This is a genomic window from Rhizobium sp. CFBP 8752 (assembly GCF_014842035.1).
Classification (GTDB): Bacteria; Pseudomonadota; Alphaproteobacteria; order Rhizobiales; family Rhizobiaceae; genus Neorhizobium; species Neorhizobium soli.
Genome location: NZ_JACYUZ010000001.1, coordinates 1,142,141 through 1,163,665, shown reverse-complemented (window position 1 = coordinate 1,163,665; position 21,525 = coordinate 1,142,141). Strand labels below are relative to the sequence as shown.

Genomic DNA, 21,525 nt, shown 5'->3' with positions numbered 1-21,525 from the left:
CCTGACTTATCTTTCTGAAGGTACAAAAGTTCCCAGAAAAGATGTCGAGACGAAACGATCTGGGAAAATAGTGGCGGAGAAGATGGGATTCGAACCCACGATACCCTTCCGGGTATACTCCCTTAGCAGGGGAGCGCCTTCGACCACTCGGCCACCTCTCCGCACTGTTCCCAAGAAGGGAACGATGGCGTCCTACCTGCTTCGCCATGCCGGCGTCAACCATGTTGCCGCTCACGCCTGACGATTAGGGCATTTGCCCCAATGCAATCTCAGTCAGTGCTTGTTCTCGCCCCAGTATCCGATCACGCACATGCGCTTCTTGTCGTGGCCGCGGGACTTCAGATGGTTGCGGATCGGCCGAGCTTCGGACTTCTCGCAGCCGATCCAGATAAAGGCTTCAGCCCCGGCCTGCTCGATGACGGGAAGAACGACCGGGCCAAGAATGCCGGCTTTGCCAGGCGCAATGCCCTCGCGATGCAGCCAGGTGATCTCGACAGATGCGCTGGAGCAGAGTGGCAACTGATCGGCAACGTCGTCGACCTCGATAAACACCTGCAGCCGTGCATCGGCTGGCGCTTCGGCGAGGATTCGGGAAATCGCCGGCAAGGCCGTATCGTCGCCGGCAAGGATCATGTGCCGGGCATCCGGCAAACCGCCGCCGCCCGGTCCCAGCAGACCTGCGACATCGCCCGGCTCGGCATGGCGGCCGAACTCGGCACCCGGCATGGGCCGGCCGTCGCTTTCGTGTAGAACGAAGTCGATATCCATCTCGCCGCGGACCACATCGACGCTGCGGATCGTGTAGATGCGGATCACCATTTCGTCTTCGCCGTTCAGCCAGCCGAGGCGACCATCCGCACGGGTAACCGGCCAGACGGGCTTGCGGCCCTTCTTCGGGATCAGCAGGCGAATGTGGTAGTCGGCGCCGACGAACCGGGCAACGTCGTCGCAGGCAAGCGTCAGGCGGCGCATATGCGGCGTTACATGCCGCGCGGCAACGACGCGAATTTCGGTAAGGCCCGGGATTGGAGTCAGGACCGCTTCGTCATGCCAGTTCAGTTCCAGCGGCTCTTCGCCGGCAAACATGAAAAGATGCTCGGCAATCGAGCTGCGCACCAGTTGCAGCAGCTGCGCCGACGGGCAGGAAATATCGATCGAAAGGCAGCCGCCCTGCTTGCGGATATTGGCTTCGCCAACCTCGCTTGCGAGATTGACGTGGTCGCCGTCGCGCTTGACCTCGCTATGCTCGACGAAATGTTCGCAGATTTCGCACAGCATGCGCTCCGGGTCGACCGGAATTGCCTGGCCGGAAAGCGTAAACCTGTCCATCAACATTCCCGTCGCGCTCCTCTGCGCTCACCCGTTCGTCAACAGTCTCATGAGCCGGTCAGTGTGAAAGGCCCCGTAGGGCCTTCCTGCTAAAGTTTACTCAGTTTGTCAAGTTACCAAACCTTACTGACTTTCAAGGTCAGCGTACGGGCTTCGCCGTAGCCGCAGAAATACATCGTGTTGCAGCCTGCGACGTATTCCTTGTCGAACAGGTTGGTCACGTTGAGAGCAGCTTTCCAGTCGTTCTTTTCATAGCGGATACCCGCATCGAACACGGTCGCATCCTTCACGCGAAGCGTATTGGCGTCGTCAGCCCAGGACTCGCCGCGGTAGCGCACGCCGGCCCCGAGACCCAGGCCTGCGAGCGGTCCGTCCGTGACCGTGTAGTCCAGCCAGAGCGAAGTCTGCGCGTTCGGCACCACCGCCGGCGTATTGCCCTCCAGCGAGGAATCGCCAGGGTTTTCGGTGAACTCGAGATCGGTGTAGGAGGCGGCAGCGATGAGCTTCCAGTTGCGATCGAGATTGAACTTGCCTTCGAGTTCAACACCGCGTGAGCGGACTTCGCCGAGCTGACGGTCACCGATGGCCGGGATACTGACCGTATAGTTCTGCTTGTCGATCTGGAATACAGACGCCGTCAGACTTCCGTCGAGCCAGGTCGGCTCGTACTTGACACCGGCCTCGTACTGCTCGCCTTCTTCGGGCTTCAGCGCGCCATCCGCACCGGTGCCGACAAGCGGGCTGAAGAAGGTGGAGACGCTGGCGTAGGGCGTGACACCGTTTTCGAATTCGTAGGCGATGCCTGCACGGCCGCTCCAGGCGGCATCGTTCAGCTTGGCATCACCGGTGCCAAGGCGGTCGTCAACCTCGCTTTCAAGATAATCGAAGCGACCGTTGAGGGTGGCGACCCAGCCTCCGCCAAACTTGATCTGGTCCTGAACATAGGCACCGACCTGATTGATCGTGTAGATCTGATGCGTCGAAGGCACGAGTGTTGGTGTTGGCAGGTCATTGCTCGGGTTGAGCGGATCGTATTGCGGCGGATAGGACCCGAACGGTGTCGCGAGCTGATCGTTGTCGAGACGGTAGTAGCGATAATCCACGCCAGCCATCACCTTGTGGGTCGCGCCGCCAAACTCGAACTCGTTCTCCAGCCGGTTGTCGACATTGAATGAGTCGGCCGAAGAGCGCACGTCGTCTGCGTAGGTCAGCACCAGACCATCGGTCTGCGAGAGGAAGTCGAACGCGTAGATCTGGCGTTCGCGCTTGTCGAGATGCGCGTAGCGCAGGTTCTGCGTGAACTTCCAGCCGCTATCGAATTCATGCTCGAACTCGTAGCCGACCATTGCCTGGGTCGAGCGACCGATATCGAAATCCGGATCGCCGACAAACACGTCACGGTCAAGTTTGCCGAACACGGGATTGCTTTCCACGGTGCCCGTATAGGGCAGCAGACCGTTGGACGTATGGGTCTGATCGAGCTTGCTGACGGAGCCCCAGACAATGAGGCTGGTCGTGTCGGTCGGCTGGAATGTGATCTGCGGCATGAACACGCCGCGGATGTCATCCTGCTCATCCGAATAGCCCTGGCCGCCGGAAAGCTTGCCCGTGAAGCGGTAGCTGACGACATCGCTGCCGAGCGCCTTGTCCGAGAAGTCGAAGCCGGCATAACCGCTGCCGTTGCTGTCCACTCCGAGCTCGGTGTAAAAATAGGGCTCGTCCGTCGGACGCTTGCGCACCAGGTTCACGACACCGCCGGCATTGGCGCCCCCGAGCAGAACCGATGCCGGGCCTTTGAGAACTTCCACGCGCTCCAGCAGGAACGGATCGATCTGGAAATTGCCGAAGGCGTGGCTGGTCAGAGCCAGATTGTCGTAGAAGAGACCGGTCTGCGACGCGTTGAAGCCGCGCACATAAATCCAGTCGGTATCGGGATCAGAACCATAAGGCTGCGCAAAGACGCCGGGCGTATATAGAAGCGCCTGATCGACCTTGTCGACGACGCCGCGATCCTCCAGCTCCTGCCGTCCGACGACGGATACGGACTGCGGAATTTCATTGATCGGCGTATCGGTCTTGGAACCCGTGGTCGTCTGCTTGGCAACGTAACCCTCAACAGGGCCGGTACCGCCGCCTTCCGTTCCTTGGCCCTCGATGACGATAGGTGCAAGCGTTGTCCCCTCGCTCTGCACCTGCGCCCGCGCGCTAAACGATGCGCTGAGCGCCATAAGGGCAACCCCTGCCCCAAGCGCCGCCTTCACCTTGTTCTTCCCCAACATTCCACTCATATTCGCCCCACTCACGCCGCCACACTACCTGGCACAATAGATGAGTGTTTAACTCAAATTAAACGCCGTCGCTTGCCCGCATCCGCGATATTTGAACGATCTTGGGCAAAGTTGCTGGACTGAACCCCATCGCAGCCGATTCAAACCGAGTGTGACTTTTTCCATTTCGACGGCGTGGTGCCGACATGCTTGCGGAACACGCGGCTGAAATGGGCGTGATCGGCAAAGCCGCTCTCGACCGCGATTTCGGTCAGCGGCCGGGCGCCGGAAATCAGCATATGCTTGGCACGGTCGAGACGGGCATTCATCTGCCACTCGTGCGGTGCAAACCCGGTCGACGCCTTGAACGAGTGGCTGAAATGCGATTGCGACAACCCCGTCAGGGTCGCGATCTCCTGCAGTCGAATGCTGCGAAGGCAATTGGCCTCGATGAATTCCACGGCGCGCCGCAACTGCCACGGGGCAAGCGTGCTGCGCTTGCGAGCGTCCGACAGCTTGACGATCTTCAGCACATCGACGAGCAGCGCGACCGTCAGGCCATCGCCGTAGAGATCATGGAGCGGGTCCGGACTGGCGACTTCCGTCGCAATCAGCTGCGCCAGCGACATCACGCGCTGATCGGCAAACAGGAGATGCGGCTCGGTCAGACGCCGCGGATCGAGCTCGTCCATCAGCCGGCGCCGCAAACCATCCGCATCGAAATGAATGTCGAGGTGCCGCACATACTGGACGTCTTCGATATCCACCCAGAGATCCATTTCGGCCGGAATATAGGAAATCGGGCTTTTGCAACTGTCCTGCGGCGAACCGCCTGCCCGGGGACTGCGTTTAACCAGCGGCCGTCCACCACCCCGGTGCTCCAGCAGGATGAAAAGTCGCGGATCCTGCGCCACGTAATAACCGCCCGCATGCGGGCCGCATTCCACATCCCACAGATCTACGGTGATCCCATTCCAGTGCCTTCGACGCATGCCGCCGATGACCGAAAAACCCTCGATCTGGTTTCGCATCCGAGGCTGGAAGGTCATCGATTCACCGTGGCACATTAAACTTGTTTGTGATTATCAAGTTTAAGCGCTTGCATCAATCCCCGCCAATTCCGGTTGCCCGTTGCAGAGGATCACGGTGATTGCACCCGGCGCAACATCTGCTACGCCGGGGCCAAATTCGGTTACGGCAGCGTATAGGCTGTCTTCACTACGGTGAAGAATTCCGCTGCATATTTGCCCTGTTCGCGTGAACCGAAGGACGACGCCTTGCGGCCGCCGAACGGAACGTGGAAATCGACGCCCGCCGTCGGCAGGTTGACCATCACCATCCCGGCTTCGGAGTTGCGCTTGAAATGCGTCGCATGCTTCAGGCTGGTCGTGGCGATGCCGGCGGAAAGGCCGAACGGCGTATCGTTGGCAACGGCGAGCGCCTCGTCATAATCCTTGACCCGGATAACCGACACGACAGGGCCAAAAATCTCTTCCTGGCTGATGCGCATCTGGTTGGTCGCTTCGGTAAACAGCGTCGGCTGCAGATAGAAGCCGGGCGTATCGCGAGACACGAACTCGCCGCCGAAGGCAAGCTTGGCGCCCTCGCTTTTGCCAATCTCGATGTAGTCGGTATCCTGCTTGAGCTGCCGTTCGTCGACGACGGGACCGATATGCGTGCCGGCCTTCAGTGCATTGTCAACGGTCAGTGACTTCAGCTTGTCGGTCATGGCAGCCACGAACTTGTCGTGGATGCCTTCCGTCACGATCAACCGCGACGAGGCCGTGCAGCGCTGGCCGGTCGAGAAGAAGCCGGAATTGGCAGCGGCTTCAACGGCGACGTTAAGGTCTGCATCGTCAAGCACCACCATCGGGTTCTTGCCGCCCATTTCCAGCTGGAACTTGCGGTTATGCTCGATCGAGGCGAGCGCCACCCGCTTGCCGGTGCCGGTCGAGCCTGTGAACGTGATGCCGCCGAGATCGCGGCTGTCGAGCATCGCCTGACCGACCACCGATCCGCTTCCCATCACCAGATTGAGCACACCCTTCGGCAGGCCTGCGCGGTGGAGAATATCGACGATCGCCCAGGCGCAGCCCGGCACGAGTTCGGCGGGCTTGAACACGACCGTGTTGCCGTAGCAAAGCGCCGGCGCGATCTTCCAAGCCGGAATGGCGATCGGAAAATTCCACGGCGTGATGATGCCGATGACGCCGAGCGGCTCGCGGGTAATCTCGACGGTGATGCCCGGCCGTGCCGACGGCACGATCTCGCCGGTCAGGCGCAGCGCTTCGCCCGCGAAGAAATCGAAGATCTGCGCCGCGCGCGTCACCTCGCCGATCGCCTCGGGCAGGATCTTCCCCTCTTCGCGCGCCAGCAGCTTGCCGAGCTCTTCCTTGCGGGCCAGGATCTCGTCCGCGGTCTTCTTCAGGATCGCGTGCCGCTCCAGGATGCCGGAGCGCGACCATGCGGGAAACGCAGCCTTCGCCGCCGCGATCGCGGTCTTGGTATCCTCGGCGCTTCCCCGTGCATAAAGCCCCACGACATCTTTTGTGTCGGACGGGCTGATATTCTCGGACGCGTCCGAGCCGACCCATTCGCCGGCAATCAGGTTCTGGTAGATCGTCATAGCAAAATTCCTATCTCAAATATCGTCGGGATGCCCGGCCGTGGTAAATGCACCGCCCTGATAGATCACAGCCGGATCGGCCGGATCGTCAACCGCAGCCGCCTCCACTTCCACGCGCCATTTGGCGGATGTGTCCTGCGGCCTCCAGCCAAGGAAGGACGCGTTGCCGTTGTCCCACCATTGTTCGTCGTTTGCCGAAGCGCCGTAGACCACCGTATGGCCAAGCCGTGGAGCGGAGAAGGCCCGCCCGCAAAGCGAAATGAAATCCTGGTAGCTCAGCCATGTCGCGAGCATACGTCGGGTGAGCGGCTTGTCGAAGCAGGATCCGATCCGCATCGACAGCGTCTCCTGGGCGAACTTCTGCCAGTACATGCTGGCAACCGCCTCGCCGAACACTTTGGAAACACCATAGAGCGAGTCCGGCTTCGGTGCGACGCTGTTGTCGATGAATTCGTCGCGTCTGTAATAGCCGACGACATGGTTGGAACTGGCAAATACGATGCGCGGCTTGCCGCTGTGGCGGGCGGCTTCATACAGATTGTAGAGGCCGACGATATTGGCCTGCAGGATCATGTCGAACGGTTTTTCGATCGAAACACCGCCGAGATGGATGATACCGTCGACGCCTTCAACCAGTTTGGCGACGGCTGCGGCATCGGACAGATCGCAGCGCACGAAACGCTGGTTCGCACCGGGATCATCGATGTCGGTGAGATCCGACAGCACCACTTCTTCTGCAAGCTCGCTCAGCAGCGGACGAATTCCGCGCGCAAGCCCGCCGGCGGCGCCGGTCAGCAAAAGTCTCTTCAGCATTGATCCTCCCCAGGACAGCTTCCTATCACAATGTCATCATACATGATGACCTAACTCATACTATAAGATGCGCGAGGGAGGTCAAGCAGGCGGCGGCGGATTGCCGGCGATGAGTTGGCGCAGCAAGTCCATATCCTGACCCAGCGGGCGATCGTCCGCGTAGATGGCCACATGCTGCCGCACCAAATCATGCACGACGCGGGTGCCGTTTGCGGGAGAATTGGTTTCGGCGAGAATGTCCTGCGCCTGGACGCCCGCCATCAATTCGATCGCAAGCACCTGTTCGGCATTGTCGAGTATGGCGAGCAGCTTGTTGGCTGCCGCGGTCGGATGCGCCAGAAAATCCTCCTGAAGCCCCGATGTCAGACCGCCATCGGTCGCGGCGGGCGCGGCCAGCCGACGGTTGTCGTTGACGAGTGCGGCAGCGGTATACTGCGCGATCATGAAGCCGGAATGGCTGCCCGCATCGGTCGCAAGAAACGGCGGCAGGCCGCTTACCAGCGGATTGACCAGCCGGTCAATGCGACGTTCGCTCATGGCCGCAACCTGGGCAATGGCACTCGCAAGCGCATCGGCGGCATGCCCGAGCGCCGGCGCCACCGCATGGGCTTCGGACCAGACGAGCGGCGCACCCGGCGTGCCGGCAATTGCAGGGTTGTCGGTGACGGAGGCAAGCTCCTGATCGACAATTCCGCACGCGTGGGCAAACACGTCGCGGGCGGCGCCATGCGCATGCGGTATGGCGCGAAGACTGAGCGCATCCTGTGTTCGACGCCCGACCGCGGCCGCGATGATACCGCTTCCCTGAAGACGTGACCGCAACGCCGCTCCGACCATAGCGATGCCGGCCGAAGGTCTCAGCGCCAGCACATCCTCGCCGAAAGCCGACATCTGGCATCCGGCAGCCTCCAGCGTGACAGCAGCAATCGCATCGGCCCAGTTAAGCAGCCGTTCGGCCCGGGCAAGTGCCACGCAGGCAAGACCGGTCGAGCAGGCGGTGCCATTGACGAGGCTGAGCCCTTCCTTGGCGCCGAGCACCAACGGTTCGAGCCCGATTGCGGCAAGCGCCGCGCGGCAGGTCATCCGCTCCCGCGCCACGCAGGCATGTCCCTCGCCGATCAGCACCAGCGCCGTATGGGCGTTGTGAATGAGGTAGCCGGCCGAGCCTTTCGACGGCATATCCGGAATGCAATCGGCCTCGAGAAACCGGCACAGGTATCGAACGATATCAGGGCGTACCCCCGAATACCCATGCACGAAATTGCCGATCTGCGCTGCGATCACCGCCCGCACCTCGCGGCGGCCAAGCAGTGGCCCGACACCACAGGCATGGCTCATGACGATATTGCGCGAAAGCCGGCTCTGCGCCTCGCGATCGACGACCGTATCGGACAGCGCCCCGACGCCCGTCGTGATGCCGTAAGCCCTCGCGCCGTTTTCCACCAACGCCTCGACGATACGTCGGGCATAGGCGACGCGGTCCCAAGCCCCTTGCGAAAGCGCGAGATCCTCGCCTTCCGCAACGTGAGCGACATCACGCCACGTCAGTACCTTGTCGACAAGGATCGTCATGGGCAGCGTCCCTTGAAAGGCCGGGGTTGGCGAAGGCGCTACGATAGGCGTCTCAAGGGATAAGGCAAAGTCCCGGCAGCGGCGTCGATGTGTCAGGCGACGGCAGGATAGCCAAGCGCTGCGGCCTGCCGCTCAAGCTCGAGCAGCCTCTCGTAACGGGAATCGTCGAGAACCGCGAAACCGGACAGTGCCAGCACGTCACGCACATCCGCAAGCGACGGTTCGACAAGGGCGGCCTCAAGCGCTTCTCGCAAAAGCGCCACCTCGTCATCGGACGCAGATGCACGGGTGATCAACGGCAGGCCGGGGCCGGATGGGGTCTCTGCCACCACGACGATATCAGCCAGATCGTCAGGCGCGAACCGCGCCACATGACCGTACGTGATGCAGTCTATCGCAGCGCAATCCGCCCTGCCCTCGGCAACCGCAGCTATGCTGGCGGCATGCCCACCAGTCTCGATCACCTTACCGAAGAAGAGCGGTCCGCGCGCAATCAGGGCGATCACCGCGCGAAACAGGTTGGCGCCCGAATTGCTGTCGGGACTGTTGATCGCCGCCGTCCGCCCGCGCAGAACTTCAAGCGAGGATATCCCCGCATCCCTCCGAACGATCACGAAGCTGCACATATCCGGCCCGCTGCAACCGGGATAGTCATAGCAGGGCGTCGCCACCAGCCGCACGTTTCCGCGCAGACTGCTGACGTAAGGGTAGCCGCAGGTCTGCGACAACAGCAGATCCGGCAGCAGCCAGGCATCGTCATGGGAAATCGAACGGTCGAGCCTGTCGGGAACCCCTTCCATGCCCGCATCGGTCAGATAACGTGACAGAAACGCCCACAGCGCATCGGTCGCCTGTGCAACCGGTGGCGGCGCGACATACATCGCGAGACTGGCGATCCGCTGCTCAATGTCCATCAATTCAGGCCGCCGACACCGAGCAGACGGTCCACGGTCTGCTGATCCTTCGACAGGGCATCCGGCGTGCCGCTCCAGGCAATGCGCCCGCGCTCCAGAATGATGACATCTTCCGCGAAATCGAGCGCGCTCTGGATCCGCTGCTCCACCAGAAGGATGGTCATGTCGCCTGATGTCGCAAGTGCCGCGAAGGCAATCATCAGTTCCTCGCAGATGACCGGGGCGAGACCCTCCAGCGGTTCGTCGAGAAGCAGCACGGAGGGACGGCCGAGAATGGTGCGGGCCGTCGTCAGCATCTGCTGTTCGCCGCCGGAAAGCTGGTTGCCCAGATTGCTACGCCGCTCCTTCAGCCGCGGAAACATGGCATAGGCCTCCTCGATCGCATCCTTCGGGCGCGCCTTGAGGCCGACGAACAAGTTTTCCTCCACTGTCAGGCTCGGGAAGACGCAGCGTTCCTGCGGCACGTAACCCAGTCCCGCACGGGCCCGGTCGGCGCTCGCGGCAGTGCTGATATCGGCACCGTCAATCGCAATGCGGCCACCATAACGACGGGTCTGTCCGGCAAGGCTCGCAAGCAGCGTCGTTTTGCCCATTCCGTTGCGGCCGAGGACGGCGAGCCGCCGTCCGGCCGGAACCGTGATGGTAATGTCTTCCAGCACCCTGGTCGGGCCGTAGCCCGCCGACAGGTTTTCGATCTCAAGCGACGCGGCCGGCATCGGCATAGCTCCCCAGATAGGCTTCCCTGACGCGGGGATCGCGTGTGGCGTCGCCCGGCGCGCCGTCGAAAATGACAGCGCCGGCGGCAAGCACCACCACCTTTTTGGCAAACCGGAAAACGAGGTCCATGTCATGCTCGATCATCAGCACCGCCAGATCGGCCGGCAGCTCGTTGAGAGCCTGCTCGATCAGCCCGACATCGCTCTGCGGCACGCCGGCCGCCGGTTCGTCGAGGAGAAGCACTTTCGGCTTCAAGGCGAGCGCGATGGCGATTTCCAGAAGACGCTGCTGACCGTAGGCGATCTCGCGAACCTTGCGGTGCATGAGCGCGGTCAGCCGCAATGTCTCGAGACGGTGCTCCACCTCCTGCATCACGTCAGGCATGGTCAGGAAATTGCCGAAGATACGGCCGGACCGCCCTTCCCGCTGCAGGACCGCAAGGCCCAGATGTTCGGCCGCCGTCATATCCTGAAACAGCCGTGTCACCTGGAAGGACCGCACCAGCCCGCGTTTGACGCGAGCGCTTGCGTCGAGCCCGGTGATCACCTCGCCGCCCAGCCGCACCTCACCGGAACTGGGGGCCAGCGTTCCCGTCACCAGATTGACGAAGGTCGTCTTGCCGGCACCGTTCGGGCCGATCAACGCCACCCGATCGCCCGCCGCCATGGACAGCGACACATCGTTCGTGACCACCAGTCCGCCGAATGACTTGTTGAGGGCGACGACTTCGAACACGGGATTTCCGACAGCTGCGGTCATGGCCGTCCCTCCCGCCGTTTTTCAAGAAGCGCCGCCACCGTTCCGTAGATGCCCTTCGGCGCAAACAGAACCACGGCAATCAAAAGCGCGCCGACCATGGTGAGCCAGTGGAACGGATTGACTGACGAGACATAGTCCTGGAACATCATGAAGGCGACGGTGCCGGCAAGGGCGCCGAACAGCGATCCCGTGCCGCCGAGTGCCAGCATGACCAGCGCTTCCGCCGACTGGGTAAACGACAGCGTATCGAGCCCGACCACCTGCGTGGAGATGGCGTTTAGCGCGCCGCCCAGCCCCGCGACAGCGCCGGAAATGCCATACATCTTGACGATCGCCCGCTTCGGCGAGGCGCCCATCGCCCGGATCCGCAGCGGATCCTCCTTGAGACCGCGGCACAGCATGCCGAATGGAGACCGCACGAGAATACGCAGGAGAACGAACACGACGAGCAGCATCACGACCGCGAAAACATAGGCCGTATTGCCGAACAGATCGAATTCGTAACGGCCGAAGATCGGATCCGGCGCGATCCCCGAAAGACCGTCGCTGCCGCCGGTAAAGGACGACATCTTGTTGGCAAGCTCGTGAAACAGATGAATAAGCGCGATCGACAGAACCAGCTGCGGCAGCCCATGGGCACGCAGCATCACAAGCCCGGACAACAGCCCGGCAAGCGTTCCACCGACCAGACCTGCGAGCGTCATCAGCAGCGGATCGTTGATGCCGTAATGGGCAGAGAGGATGCCGGCCGCATAGGCGCCGCTGCCAAACAGCGCCGCATGACCAAGCGTTGCCACGCCGCAATAGCCGGTGACAAGATCGAGCGACAGCACGAGCAGCGCCACCGCGATGATGCGCGTCAGAAGCGCCAGATTGTCCGGAAAGGCAAAATAGCCGATTGCCGCGGCAAGGACGATCACGCCGAACCCCACGACATCGCGCATCAGCGAACGCCGCCGGCGCATCGCGCCCATATCCCTTAAACTCACATCGACCGCCATTCTATTTCGCCCCCTTCATGAGGCCGTTCGGAAACACGCAGATGATGGCGATCACCGCAAGGTAGAAGAAGAACTCGCCGAACTCGGGTAGCAGATAGCGGCCGGTCGTATCGACCGCGCCGAGCAGCAGGCAGGCGAGCAGCGTGCCCCCGATCGAGCCTGCCCCGCCGACGGAAACGACGACCAGGAATGTCACGAGATAGCGCAGCGCATAATAGGGCTCGACCGGCAGTAACTCGGCCCCGACCACGCCGCCGAAGGCCGCAAGCCCGACCGCGACCGCAAAGCTGACCGCATAGATGATTTCGGTGCGAACCCCGAGCGCTGAGGCCATCGCCGCATTGTCGACCGAGGCCCGCAGCCTGATGCCGAAACCGGTCTTCTCGATCGCAAGCCAAAGGCAAAGTGCCACGGCAAGACCGCAGAAGATCGCAAACAGACGATGCGCGGAAATGCTGCGGAAACCGAGATCGACCGGCTGCTGCAGCACATCCGAAAGCGGAATGGTCTTCAGCGTCGGCCCCATCAGGTAATTGGCAAGCCCGATGATGCAAAAGGTGATACCGATCGTCATCAGCACCTGCGTCAGCTCCGGCGCGCCATAGATGCGCCGATAGAGAAACCGCTCGATCGGCACCGCAATCACGATCGTCGCAACCACGGCGGCAAGGATAGCCGGCGCATAGCCAAGGCCGAGATCCCGCGAAACGTAGGAGGCGACGTAGCCGCCGATCATCGCGAAGGCACCATGGGCGAGATTGACTACCCGCATCAGCCCCATCGTCACCGAAAGCCCGATCGAAATCACGAACAGGATCATGCCATAGGCGAGCGCATCGATACCGATGCTCAAAATCGTCTGCAACCGTCTCGCCTCCCATGCGGTCCTGAACTGCAGGCTGCTTATAATTGAAGCCGAAGGTCAAGAAAATTGCTGGGGTGACAAAAGCCGGAATTCACCCGACATGGGGTTATCCACAGAGCGGGGCTACGGCATGGCGAACGAAGCGAACCGACCATGCACGAACGCCACCAGCTGCCTCGTGGCCGACCAGTCGCCAGCGAGTGGCCTAGAAGTTGCCGGCAACCGTGCTCCCGAATGACGCAACCGAACCGACGAAGCTGCCAATCATCAAAAACCCACGGCCCGCCCGCATGAAGATCTTTTGCTAATGTGAGGAAACCTTTTGCCCGCCATCGGGTTAAGTCACCGTAGGGAATACAAGGAAACACCATAATGATGAAGCTTCTCGCAGTAACGATCCTTTCCGCTGGTCTCGCAACGTCGGCTATGGCCCAGACGGCAACGTCCGGCACCGCCGCAGACCGCAGCAATGTACAGCAGAACACCGCAGGCGAAGGTGGCAACATCCCGCCGAAGCCAGCAGCTTCCGGCACCGTCGATTCGACAGCTACCAACAGCACCATGCCGAGCAGCAGCACGATGGGCGAAGGCAGCAAGAAGTGCAACAACGGCGGCCAGCCAGGTGACGCAGCCAACTCGGGCAACCTCCCGAACAACACCGGCACAACCGTCCAGGGCACCAACTGCTAATCAGCAGTTTTTCCCCAAAAGCGCTCTCCGCGATATCGCGGGGGGCGCTTTTTTTTGGGCAGGTGGCGGGGAGAATCTCGGACCAATGAGATGACTAGTTTCCAACCGCGAGGGGTTTGATCTGTCCGAGGAGATGGTGCAAGTTTTAGGTACGCTAGAAACCGCCTCCTCCTGTCCGCATACGCGGTTTACGGGTCTATGAGACGTTTTAATGTTTGCGATCGAAGAGGTCGATTGCAGCTATTCAATCGGAAGTGGCAGACGTGGCAAGGCGTTAAAGGAGCTTCTCGTGACGACCGGGGATAGCAAATTTCGGCAAATTCCCCTGTACAGATAAATAAACAGGCATAGTATAGGCGAATATTTAGCGAGGTTTAATTTAATGAGCCACGTAATAATTGCTTTCTTTTCTCTCTTTCTGCTTGCGGGCAATGCTTGGGCTGACCTGGAGCGGAGATCCTGCGGTAGTCTGTATGGCGGTCTATCGTTCATCTTCAAAAAATCTGTGACGCCAGAAAAGCTAGCCAAGCAATTCGAAAGTATGGATTGGGCCAGAGAGACATACGAAACGAACGTTCACGACAGGCGGCGTGTCGCATCGTTTTATGCTCGACTGAAAACCGCACCGTATTATAGCTATGTCTCAGGCGCCTCTGGAATAGATGTTCCGATCGGTTCTGAAGACTATCTTGCAAAGCAGCTCTCGCAGACGGGCCTAGTCTATGATGTCGCCCTTCCGTGGGGTGATTGCGGCGGCGCCGAGATCGCCTACTTTTCCCTCGGAAAGTTGAAGGACCAGATGTCCCTCCGACAACCCGCCAACTTCCAGAACGTCATCCAGAGTGCAGCGGTAAGCTATGTCGAAAGCCGCCGGGTGCCGGGACTTCAACGCGCAGGCATCACCGAGTTGAAGAGCTTCACCGTCTTTCCGATTGAACCGCACCTGCCCTTAGGTCGCGTCAGGTTCCGCCTCGCATCGGAGATATCCAGAGACCAATCGAGCAACAACACATGGGATCAGTTCGACGTCGTCTTCAACCTATGGAAACTTGACGAGGCAGACAGCCTCGTCACCGTCGTCATCGAAAAATACAAGACGGCACCGCGCGCAGGGCGAGACAACCCTCCGTCTGCCGAGTTCTTCAGGGATGACAGCGAGGATCATTGGGATCGTGAATACATCATCTCAGGCAGTATCGCCGCGCATTTCGCGAAATTCTTTAGAAGCTTTTGTGTCGTCGAGGGGGAGGGGTTTTACCCGGGGCAAGACGGGTATCCCGCCTCATGCACAGAAGCTCGAGTAGGAAAGACTCGATGAGAAAGGCGGTCCTCACGGGTTCGGTCGCACTGGTGATAATCTTCGGACATCTGGGCGTTTTCTTCACGGGCCTGCTGGTCGGCGTGTTCCGCTTGATGATTGGGTCGGATGCCCTGCAGACACTTCTGATGGCAAGTCCGGTTTTGGCGTCTACCGCCGTCGCAGCGCTGACCCATATGCTCACGAAAGACGCTCAATCGGCTGACCGGGCTAATGAGGATCCCTTCGTGGTGGTGCTATGCCTGTCGATCCCGTTGCTTCTCTTGTCCGCAATCTTCCTGATATTCATTCTGTTTTATTGGCAGGTCGATGGCTTCGGTCCGGATCAGTTGAAGCTGACGCTCGGGGCCCTGGAGTCAGCTTTCGGTGCATTCCTCGGCGCCATCTCCAAAAAGCTATTCGGGGGCGGGAAACCCCAAAGTGCGTAGCCAGATCGCGTCGAATAGCGTTGGTGGAGAGCCTGCATGAAACGTTGGGCAAGCCTCACCCAACCCTCACCAGAGCGTCGTCCGGCAGCGGCCGCTGTAGCGAATTGGCCTCCTCCCAGGTGGCCGTAAGCCCGGTCTCGATCTCCTGGATCATCAGGATCGCCGGCATCGCCTTTTTATGCACAGGCGCGACGCCGCGTCAGGCATCGAGCTACACAATCGCAAAGAAAAACAATGGTGGGCCCGGAGACGGCAGCATAGATAAGCAAAATCAATTACTTAACGCCCCGCACCTGCGGAAAAACAGGCATTGTATTCATTTCGTGATCTGATCTGCACCCCGCACCGCTCATCTTCAAGGATGAGTGGAAATGAACAAAATAATCCCTGCCAAAACCGTCAACTTCGACACTTCTACGGTGTTGAACCGATGCCCCGTGGCCGCATCTAAAAAAAGCTTCCCTAAGGAGTTTACCACTTCGCGGGCTCTTCAGGCGGCACCGGGTGAAAGCTCCTTCTCGACATTGGAGGCGGCCCGTTGACCCCGGTAGTGACCTTTCCAGAAATATATTGGAATCAGCGCAAACTTTCCCGTCGAGAACGGACGGCCCTGCGAGATACGGCAGCATATATCCTTCAACCCGAACAAGGTCGTGGACGTGCCGTTTGCGCATGTGGACATCTTGGGAAAGGATCAGAAACCGTAGCCTTAATCCTCAGGAAAGATGGAACCGCTGGAACTCTTGGGACCCTTCGATGTGGCTCACCTTGGCTGTGCGCAGTTTGCGCCCCGCTGAAAGCCCAGCAACGTCTCGAACGGCTTCAGAACCTTGCAGACGCCCTCGTCGCGGCGAAGGGTAAAATGGCCTCCATCACGATCACCGTCAGCCACGGGAGGGAATCCAGTTTGATGAACGTCAAGAACGCCATTGAAACGGCTTCGAGGAATGCTAGGCAGGGTGAGCCTTGGAACCGGCAAAAGAAGTTACACAAGGTCATTGGCGTTTTGTCAGCACCCGAGGTGACCTATTCGCATAGGAATGGCTGGCATTTCCATATCCATCATGGCTTCCTGACCGAAAACAGCGGAAACCCAGAGGCATTGGGCCATTGGTTTGTTCAGCGATACCTCAGGTACTTGGAAAAGGCTGGGTTTACTGCCGACATTCGTAGCCAAGAGGTTTCACTAATACGCGACCCGAGAAACTACATCCTCTATCTGCGAAAAGGGGTCGGGCGGATCACGAATGATGTTTGGAGCCCACAGAACGATGTTGCGAGGCAAGGCAAGCACCTACACCCCTTTGATATCTTACAGCGGGCTTCTGGCTCAGAGAGTATGAAAAAGCTCTGGCGCGAATACGCCACTGTTATGCCCGGGACGAGATCATGCGTTATAACCCGGTCAATAGCGGTTCGCCTGGATATTCGTCATGACGATGACTGTGTGAAGTTAGAGCATGGCTGCACAGCCGGTTATTTACCCGCATCAATCTGGGCCGCACTCGTCAATAGGAAAAAAACAAACGTCATCCTCAGCCTTCTTGAGGACCTGGGAGTGGAGGCCTGGGGCCAAATCAATTCGTTGGCACATGCCTTCGGTGCTGCAAATGTTGTTTTCAATACTGAATCAGAAGACGAGCAACAGAAGAAACAAATTCCTACGACGCCGTTCGAGCACCGGCCAAGTGCAGCACAGATCGCGAGGTTGGCTCTTCACCTCAAATGGCACCTCTCGGGAAAAGAACGCAACGGCGAAGCGATCAGAATGGCTCTAGACAGGGAGCGCGGATATGCTGTTGAAAAGGGCCTCGCATTCTTTCCACCAAAGATAAAAGACGTGCTTCAGGTTTATGGCAATGACGGCGTCAATCCCGCCGAATCTATTCCTGCGTTACATGGCAACCCTTGAGCGATCCAGAAGCCGCTTGACTGTCATCGCTGCCCATTCCCCACCGCGAGCAGTCCTGACGCCCCGCTGGTTGAGGGCGTCGGCTATTGCGCGGTATGTAGCTACGCCCTGATCCTGTAGTTGCTGCACCACAGGTAGAACGTTGGCAGCGAATGCATTGGCTTCCGCAGCGTTCTGAGCGGCACCAAGCATTTGGGCTTCAGCGAGATTTGTGCGGTTACCAAGGACGGCACCAGCGTTTTTCTTCACTTGAAGAGCTTCCCGGGTGCGCTTTGAGATCAGTGCACGTTCATTTTCAGCCAACGCGGCGTAGATATGCAGCATGAAGGGGTCGGCGTCAGCGCCTAGTTCGGCAACAACGAATGGTACGCGTTGCGCAATTAGACCTGCAACGAAGGCTACATCGCGGGAAAGCCTGTCGAGCTTGGCTACAACAACAGGAACCTTCGATTTCCGGGCTTTTCGCAACGCTTCAGTAAGGACTGGTCGACGATCCAAGGCATCTGCTCCCTTACCAGTCTCTACTTCCTCCAACCAATCCGTGATGACTATGCTTTCTGCCTCGGCAAATCGCGCTATGGCTCCCCGTTGAGCGTCCAGCCCCAAACCGCTTTTTCCTTGTGCAACGGTGGAAACGCGAAGATAGGCAATGGCAAATTTCATACCGGGCACGCTTGTAACAACTCTATATGCTCGTATTGTGTTGCTACGGGTTGCCTAGCGTCAAGCTGCAAAGGAAAAAGCCGCCTTAACGTCTTTTCTCGCGTGACGCCGTATCCGAAACTTTACTTGTTGACGCGGTCGTCGCCGTACCGCTTTCTTTCGGCCATCGAGAAGCGAAATAGAGAGGCTTGTGCAGCTTCGTCTGAACCTCTGATTTGGTCCTTTGGAAATTTAAATGGATATAAGTCTTGAGCAATTGAACGAGATAGACGGAATACTGCTAAAAAAGGGCTGGGGTGAATTAAAGAACAACAAGGGAGAGTCCTTAGATAGCCTAACATTTTCATTGTTCGAGCGCCTAAACGATGAGGAAGAATTTTTCCTCCTTAAAACATTGCTTGATAGGTATTTCCTATGCACAGACTACGATCAATACTGTTTCGATATTGCGAAACATATTGAGAGTATATTTCATGGTGAGAGCATAATCATCATTCCCGTGAGTGATGACAATCGCAAGATCAAAAGTGGTCACGCCATCAGTTACGACCTCACGCGTTTCCTTGATGAAGAGGTATTCTCCGAAATGCGAATACAGGAGTCGCTCGACTCAGTGAGCGGGCGCATATCGGAATTCAGTGTGATTGTGGTTGATGACTTCGTCGGAAGTGGTTCGCAGTTCCGTGCCTTTGCCAGAAAATGTGCAGCAAACTACGGGTTGCAGGCGTCCAACATCTACCTGTACTCCATAGCGATGATGGCGAAGGCCAGAGAACGCATCAGTGATTATTGTTATGCTGCGACTCCAATGGTCGAGTTTTCAAGGTCCCTGTCCGATCCGTTTCAGCTCGATCAACCACTAGACCCTATCACCGTCTACGGTCGAATCGAAGGTTTAGTGGACGTTGGCAAGAACTATCGTCGTGGTTTTTTGCGCTCTGAGGCACTTGTAACTATGAAAAAGACGCCGAACAACACGCTGCCAATATTCTGGTGCAGGCATGACCAGAATGGGGATGTATGGCCAGCGATCTTTCCGAGAGGTTGAATAATGGCGACCCCAATTGAAGATGCAGTTCTTATTGCCGTTGCCCGTGACGGCTCTCTCTCTTCAGTAGAGAAAATGGGCTTTGAAGCTGCGCAGATCGCGGGGGCGATCAGAAACCTACTCAGAGAAGGTCGCCTTGTTCGAAACGGATCGAAATTCGCTCTTGGACCTGGTGTAACGTTGCCGACTATTAAACGTCCGCCTCCGAAATTGCTAACGCCACTTGCGGAATATGCAGTTGAAAAAATAGATGAAAATGCTCATTATGTTATCGAGCATCAAACGTTCACTCAAATTAGAGAGCGAGTTAGAACCAAGCGGTAAAACCGCAGGATTGGCGAGTCGTCAATCTGGAGTGGATGGAACTTTAGGCCCATTCAATGGAAATGAATTTTTCACGGAGCGAAAAATAAGTAATTTCCATTGAAGCGCCTAACGGCGCATTACCTAAAGGTAATGGTTATTTGGTAACTGGAACGTTTGATGCTCAATTTCCGCTTTTCAGAAGAATATATTCAGCTCGATCTATTCCATGATTTTGGATTGGCAGATAGAGAATCAGTCGTTTCCGAATATATAGAACGTATATCAAGCAACCGCGCTAAACCGATCTTCGATACGCAGCATTTGTCCCATTTGGTCGGCTACTCGGAGCAGTTTCTCTTCTCCGTGTCGGCCTCTCCTGTTCATTTCTATCGTGAGTACAAAATTGCGAAAAAAAGCGGTGGCTTAAGGACCTTAAACGAACCGTTACCTACGCTAAAAGCAGTCCAAAAGGTTATTGTGCACGACATATTTCGGGACGTGGAACCCCACAAGGCAGCGAAGGCGTTCCGGAAAAATCATACCCTACGCGGTAACGCGGTTATTCATCGCCGTCGTCCGTTCATGTTGAAAGTCGACATCAAAGACTTCTTCTCAAACATCGACCAACACGCGATATACACGCTGTTTTATGAGACAGGCTATACAGAGCAGGTCGCTCGTCTACTGACAGGTCTTTGTACTCTGAATGGTTGTTTGCCGCAGGGGGCACCTACAAGCCCGATGCTCTCCAACCTGGCCATGCGAAGCTTCGACAACGCAGTATTTGAGCACTGCGTTCAAAACGAAATATTTTACACTCGTTACGCTGACGACATGACATTCAGCGCCGTTGATGAGCGAGTTAGGAATATAATCCCCTTTATTCGCAGCGAGCTTAAGAAGTGCAGACTTCAGATCAACGAAAAGAAGACGTCTTTCTCTGGGACTGGTGCCCGCAAGTATTTAACTGGTGTTGTCGTCAATGAACGTCTAAATATATTGAAAGAAGATCGAAAGAACCTTCGGCAGGAAATGTATTACATTCGGAAGTTCGGAATCAACGGACACCTTCGAAAAACTGAAAATCACAGCTCAAACTACATTGATCGTCTTGCTGGGCGTTTGAATTTTGCTTTCTTTATCACCAAAGAAGCTCACTTTCAGGAAGATATGCGCTATCTCCAGGAGCTGAAAAAAGTTCTATAGATAGCGCAGGCGGCAGGCTGATTTTAATGACGCAATTGCCGACCCACTTCGCCTGCATTAGCTTTGGGCCAGAAAGTCCTCAGCTAGGACGAAAATCGGGAAGGCCCTACCCAACCTGGATATTTCATATGGAAGAAGTGAAAAATAGTCTTCGGCAGGCACCACTTCGGATTGGCATATCGACACGAGCACTCTTCGACCTCGAAGAAGAGCACACTGTTTTCCTCAAGCACGGTGTTCAGGCATATTGTCAACTTCAGCTTGAGAGGGAGGATGTCATCGTTGGTAAGGGGGCTGGCTTCGAGGTTATCGAGCGCCTGCTTGGGTTAAACGAGGAAAGCCAGAAGCCGTACGTCGAGGTTGTTCTCCTATCAAAAAACTCTCCAGACCTGTCGATCCGAGCCTTCAAATCAATTGAGCATTATGGTCTTTCCGTCATCACTGGAAGCTTTACCAGCGGCAATTCGCTCGCCCCGTTCGTGTCGGCGTGGTCGATTGATCTCTTTCTTTCGAATGACAGCCATGACGTTCAGGCCGCAGTCGATGCCGGTGCGGCCGCAGCCCGTTTGGGACCGGTCTCGCCCGCATGGGAACGTGTTCCAGCTGAAGAGGTTCGGATTGCCTTCGATGGCGACGCCGTAGTCTTTAGCGCGAAATCCGATGAAATATACAAAGCGCAGGGACTAGACGGGTTTCGGAAGCATGAGCAAGAGCATGCGAACAGTCCAATGGACACTGGTCCGTTCGGTAATTTCCTGAAAAAACTGTCGATGTTGAGGGCTATCTATCTTCGAGAGGATGGCGTCAGCAAGGTCAGGATCGGTATTGTCACTGCACGCGACAGGCACGCCCATGCTCGTGTGATCAATACCCTCAGAGCATGGGGGACACCTGCTGATGAAGCCCACTTCGTCGGCACATGGTCTAAGGCTCCGCTACTCAAGGCGTTCGGTGCCCACATATTTTTCGATGACCAGGAAAAGCACGTCCTGAGCGCATCAGATGTTGTTCCTTCAGGCCACGTTCCCGGACCACACGACCCAAATGAACCCGTCATTCCGGCTCAGGGAGCTTGAGTTTCCCTGATCTCA

The 21,525-nt window shown here is 57.8% G+C and carries 21 protein-coding genes and 1 tRNA gene; 8 read left to right on the top strand and 14 right to left on the bottom strand.

Going from position 1 to position 21,525, the window contains the following annotated elements:
• Positions 1 to 71: 71 nt before the first annotated feature.
• From IFT59_RS05570 to IFT59_RS05515, 12 genes are all read right to left on the bottom strand, one after another.
• Positions 72 to 161 (bottom strand) — tRNA-Ser (locus IFT59_RS05570).
• A 112-nt stretch (positions 162 to 273) separates the two neighbouring features.
• On the bottom strand, positions 274 to 1,329 hold the full coding sequence (locus IFT59_RS05565) for a siderophore-interacting protein (protein ID WP_249407496.1): 1,056 nt from the start codon (positions 1,327 to 1,329) through the stop codon (positions 274 to 276).
• 113 nt (positions 1,330 to 1,442) lie between these two features.
• Positions 1,443 to 3,617, bottom strand: coding sequence for a TonB-dependent siderophore receptor (locus tag IFT59_RS05560; protein WP_192086304.1), 2,175 nt, complete (start codon positions 3,615 to 3,617; stop codon positions 1,443 to 1,445).
• A 140-nt stretch (positions 3,618 to 3,757) separates the two neighbouring features.
• Complete coding sequence (locus tag IFT59_RS05555; RefSeq protein WP_192086303.1) at positions 3,758 to 4,645, bottom strand: helix-turn-helix domain-containing protein; 888 nt, start codon at positions 4,643 to 4,645, stop codon at positions 3,758 to 3,760.
• A gap of 143 nt (positions 4,646 to 4,788) precedes the next feature.
• Positions 4,789 to 6,222 carry an aldehyde dehydrogenase family protein gene (locus IFT59_RS05550; RefSeq protein WP_192086302.1) on the bottom strand — a complete coding sequence of 478 codons (1,434 nt, stop codon included), beginning with the start codon at positions 6,220 to 6,222 and terminating at the stop codon, positions 4,789 to 4,791.
• A 15-nt stretch (positions 6,223 to 6,237) separates the two neighbouring features.
• Entirely contained in the window at positions 6,238 to 7,035 is a 798-nt protein-coding gene (locus IFT59_RS05545) for an NAD-dependent epimerase/dehydratase family protein (protein WP_192077087.1), read from the bottom strand.
• An 81-nt stretch (positions 7,036 to 7,116) separates the two neighbouring features.
• Entirely contained in the window at positions 7,117 to 8,607 is a 1,491-nt protein-coding gene (locus IFT59_RS05540) for an HAL/PAL/TAL family ammonia-lyase (RefSeq protein WP_192086301.1), read from the bottom strand.
• Between the two features lie 92 nt (positions 8,608 to 8,699).
• Positions 8,700 to 9,521: a phosphate/phosphite/phosphonate ABC transporter substrate-binding protein gene (locus tag IFT59_RS05535; protein ID WP_192086300.1), complete on the bottom strand. Its 822-nt coding sequence runs from the start codon at positions 9,519 to 9,521 to the stop codon at positions 8,700 to 8,702.
• Positions 9,521 to 10,237: an ABC transporter ATP-binding protein gene (locus tag IFT59_RS05530; RefSeq protein ID WP_192086299.1), complete on the bottom strand. Its 717-nt coding sequence runs from the start codon at positions 10,235 to 10,237 to the stop codon at positions 9,521 to 9,523. The genes IFT59_RS05535 and IFT59_RS05530 overlap by 1 nt, the downstream gene beginning before the upstream one ends.
• Positions 10,218 to 10,997: an ABC transporter ATP-binding protein gene (locus IFT59_RS05525; protein WP_184653500.1), complete on the bottom strand. Its 780-nt coding sequence runs from the start codon at positions 10,995 to 10,997 to the stop codon at positions 10,218 to 10,220. The genes IFT59_RS05530 and IFT59_RS05525 overlap by 20 nt, the downstream gene beginning before the upstream one ends.
• Positions 10,994 to 11,998 (bottom strand): branched-chain amino acid ABC transporter permease, encoded by a 1,005-nt coding sequence (locus IFT59_RS05520; RefSeq protein ID WP_192086298.1) that lies wholly within the window; start codon positions 11,996 to 11,998, stop codon positions 10,994 to 10,996. The genes IFT59_RS05525 and IFT59_RS05520 overlap by 4 nt, the downstream gene beginning before the upstream one ends.
• Position 11,999: 1 nt before the next feature.
• Entirely contained in the window at positions 12,000 to 12,863 is an 864-nt protein-coding gene (locus IFT59_RS05515; RefSeq protein ID WP_274598248.1) for a branched-chain amino acid ABC transporter permease, read from the bottom strand.
• A gap of 372 nt (positions 12,864 to 13,235) precedes the next feature.
• On the opposite strand from IFT59_RS05515, the gene IFT59_RS05510 reads away from it, so the two are divergent.
• From IFT59_RS05510 to IFT59_RS05500, 3 genes are all read left to right on the top strand, one after another.
• Positions 13,236 to 13,553: a hypothetical protein gene (locus tag IFT59_RS05510; RefSeq protein WP_062455952.1), complete on the top strand. Its 318-nt coding sequence runs from the start codon at positions 13,236 to 13,238 to the stop codon at positions 13,551 to 13,553.
• 382 nt (positions 13,554 to 13,935) lie between these two features.
• The gene (locus IFT59_RS05505) at positions 13,936 to 14,871 is read left to right on the top strand and encodes a hypothetical protein (protein ID WP_192086297.1); all 936 of its coding nucleotides are present in this window, start codon (positions 13,936 to 13,938) and stop codon (positions 14,869 to 14,871) included.
• Positions 14,868 to 15,299, top strand: a complete 432-nt coding sequence (locus tag IFT59_RS05500) for a hypothetical protein (protein ID WP_192086296.1) — start codon at positions 14,868 to 14,870, stop codon at positions 15,297 to 15,299. The genes IFT59_RS05505 and IFT59_RS05500 overlap by 4 nt, the downstream gene beginning before the upstream one ends.
• Positions 15,300 to 15,354: 55 nt before the next feature.
• Here IFT59_RS05500 and IFT59_RS05495 read toward each other — a convergent pair whose 3' ends face one another.
• Entirely contained in the window at positions 15,355 to 15,483 is a 129-nt protein-coding gene (locus IFT59_RS05495) for a hypothetical protein (RefSeq protein WP_446737804.1), read from the bottom strand.
• Between the two features lie 678 nt (positions 15,484 to 16,161).
• Between IFT59_RS05495 and IFT59_RS05490 the strand changes: the two genes are divergently transcribed.
• Positions 16,162 to 17,211: a hypothetical protein gene (locus IFT59_RS05490; protein ID WP_192086295.1), complete on the top strand. Its 1,050-nt coding sequence runs from the start codon at positions 16,162 to 16,164 to the stop codon at positions 17,209 to 17,211.
• Here IFT59_RS05490 and IFT59_RS05485 read toward each other — a convergent pair.
• Positions 17,194 to 17,874, bottom strand: coding sequence for a recombinase family protein (locus IFT59_RS05485; RefSeq protein WP_192086294.1), 681 nt, complete (start codon positions 17,872 to 17,874; stop codon positions 17,194 to 17,196). The genes IFT59_RS05490 and IFT59_RS05485 overlap by 18 nt on opposite strands.
• A 235-nt stretch (positions 17,875 to 18,109) precedes the next feature.
• On the opposite strand from IFT59_RS05485, the gene IFT59_RS05480 reads away from it, so the two are divergent.
• The 4 genes from IFT59_RS05480 to IFT59_RS05465 all read left to right on the top strand — a co-directional run bounded on the left by IFT59_RS05480 (position 18,110) and on the right by IFT59_RS05465 (position 21,510).
• Positions 18,110 to 18,922: a phosphoribosyltransferase-like protein gene (locus IFT59_RS05480; protein ID WP_192086293.1), complete on the top strand. Its 813-nt coding sequence runs from the start codon at positions 18,110 to 18,112 to the stop codon at positions 18,920 to 18,922.
• Positions 18,923 to 18,925: 3 nt separating this feature from the next.
• A complete protein-coding gene (locus IFT59_RS05475) occupies positions 18,926 to 19,246 on the top strand; it encodes a hypothetical protein (RefSeq protein ID WP_192086292.1) in 321 nt (106 codons plus the stop codon).
• Positions 19,247 to 19,405: 159 nt separating this feature from the next.
• Positions 19,406 to 20,434 (top strand): reverse transcriptase domain-containing protein, encoded by a 1,029-nt coding sequence (locus tag IFT59_RS05470; protein WP_192086291.1) that lies wholly within the window; start codon positions 19,406 to 19,408, stop codon positions 20,432 to 20,434.
• Between the two features lie 128 nt (positions 20,435 to 20,562).
• Entirely contained in the window at positions 20,563 to 21,510 is a 948-nt protein-coding gene (locus tag IFT59_RS05465) for a 5'-nucleotidase (protein ID WP_192086290.1), read from the top strand.
• Positions 21,511 to 21,525: the final 15 nt, after the last annotated feature.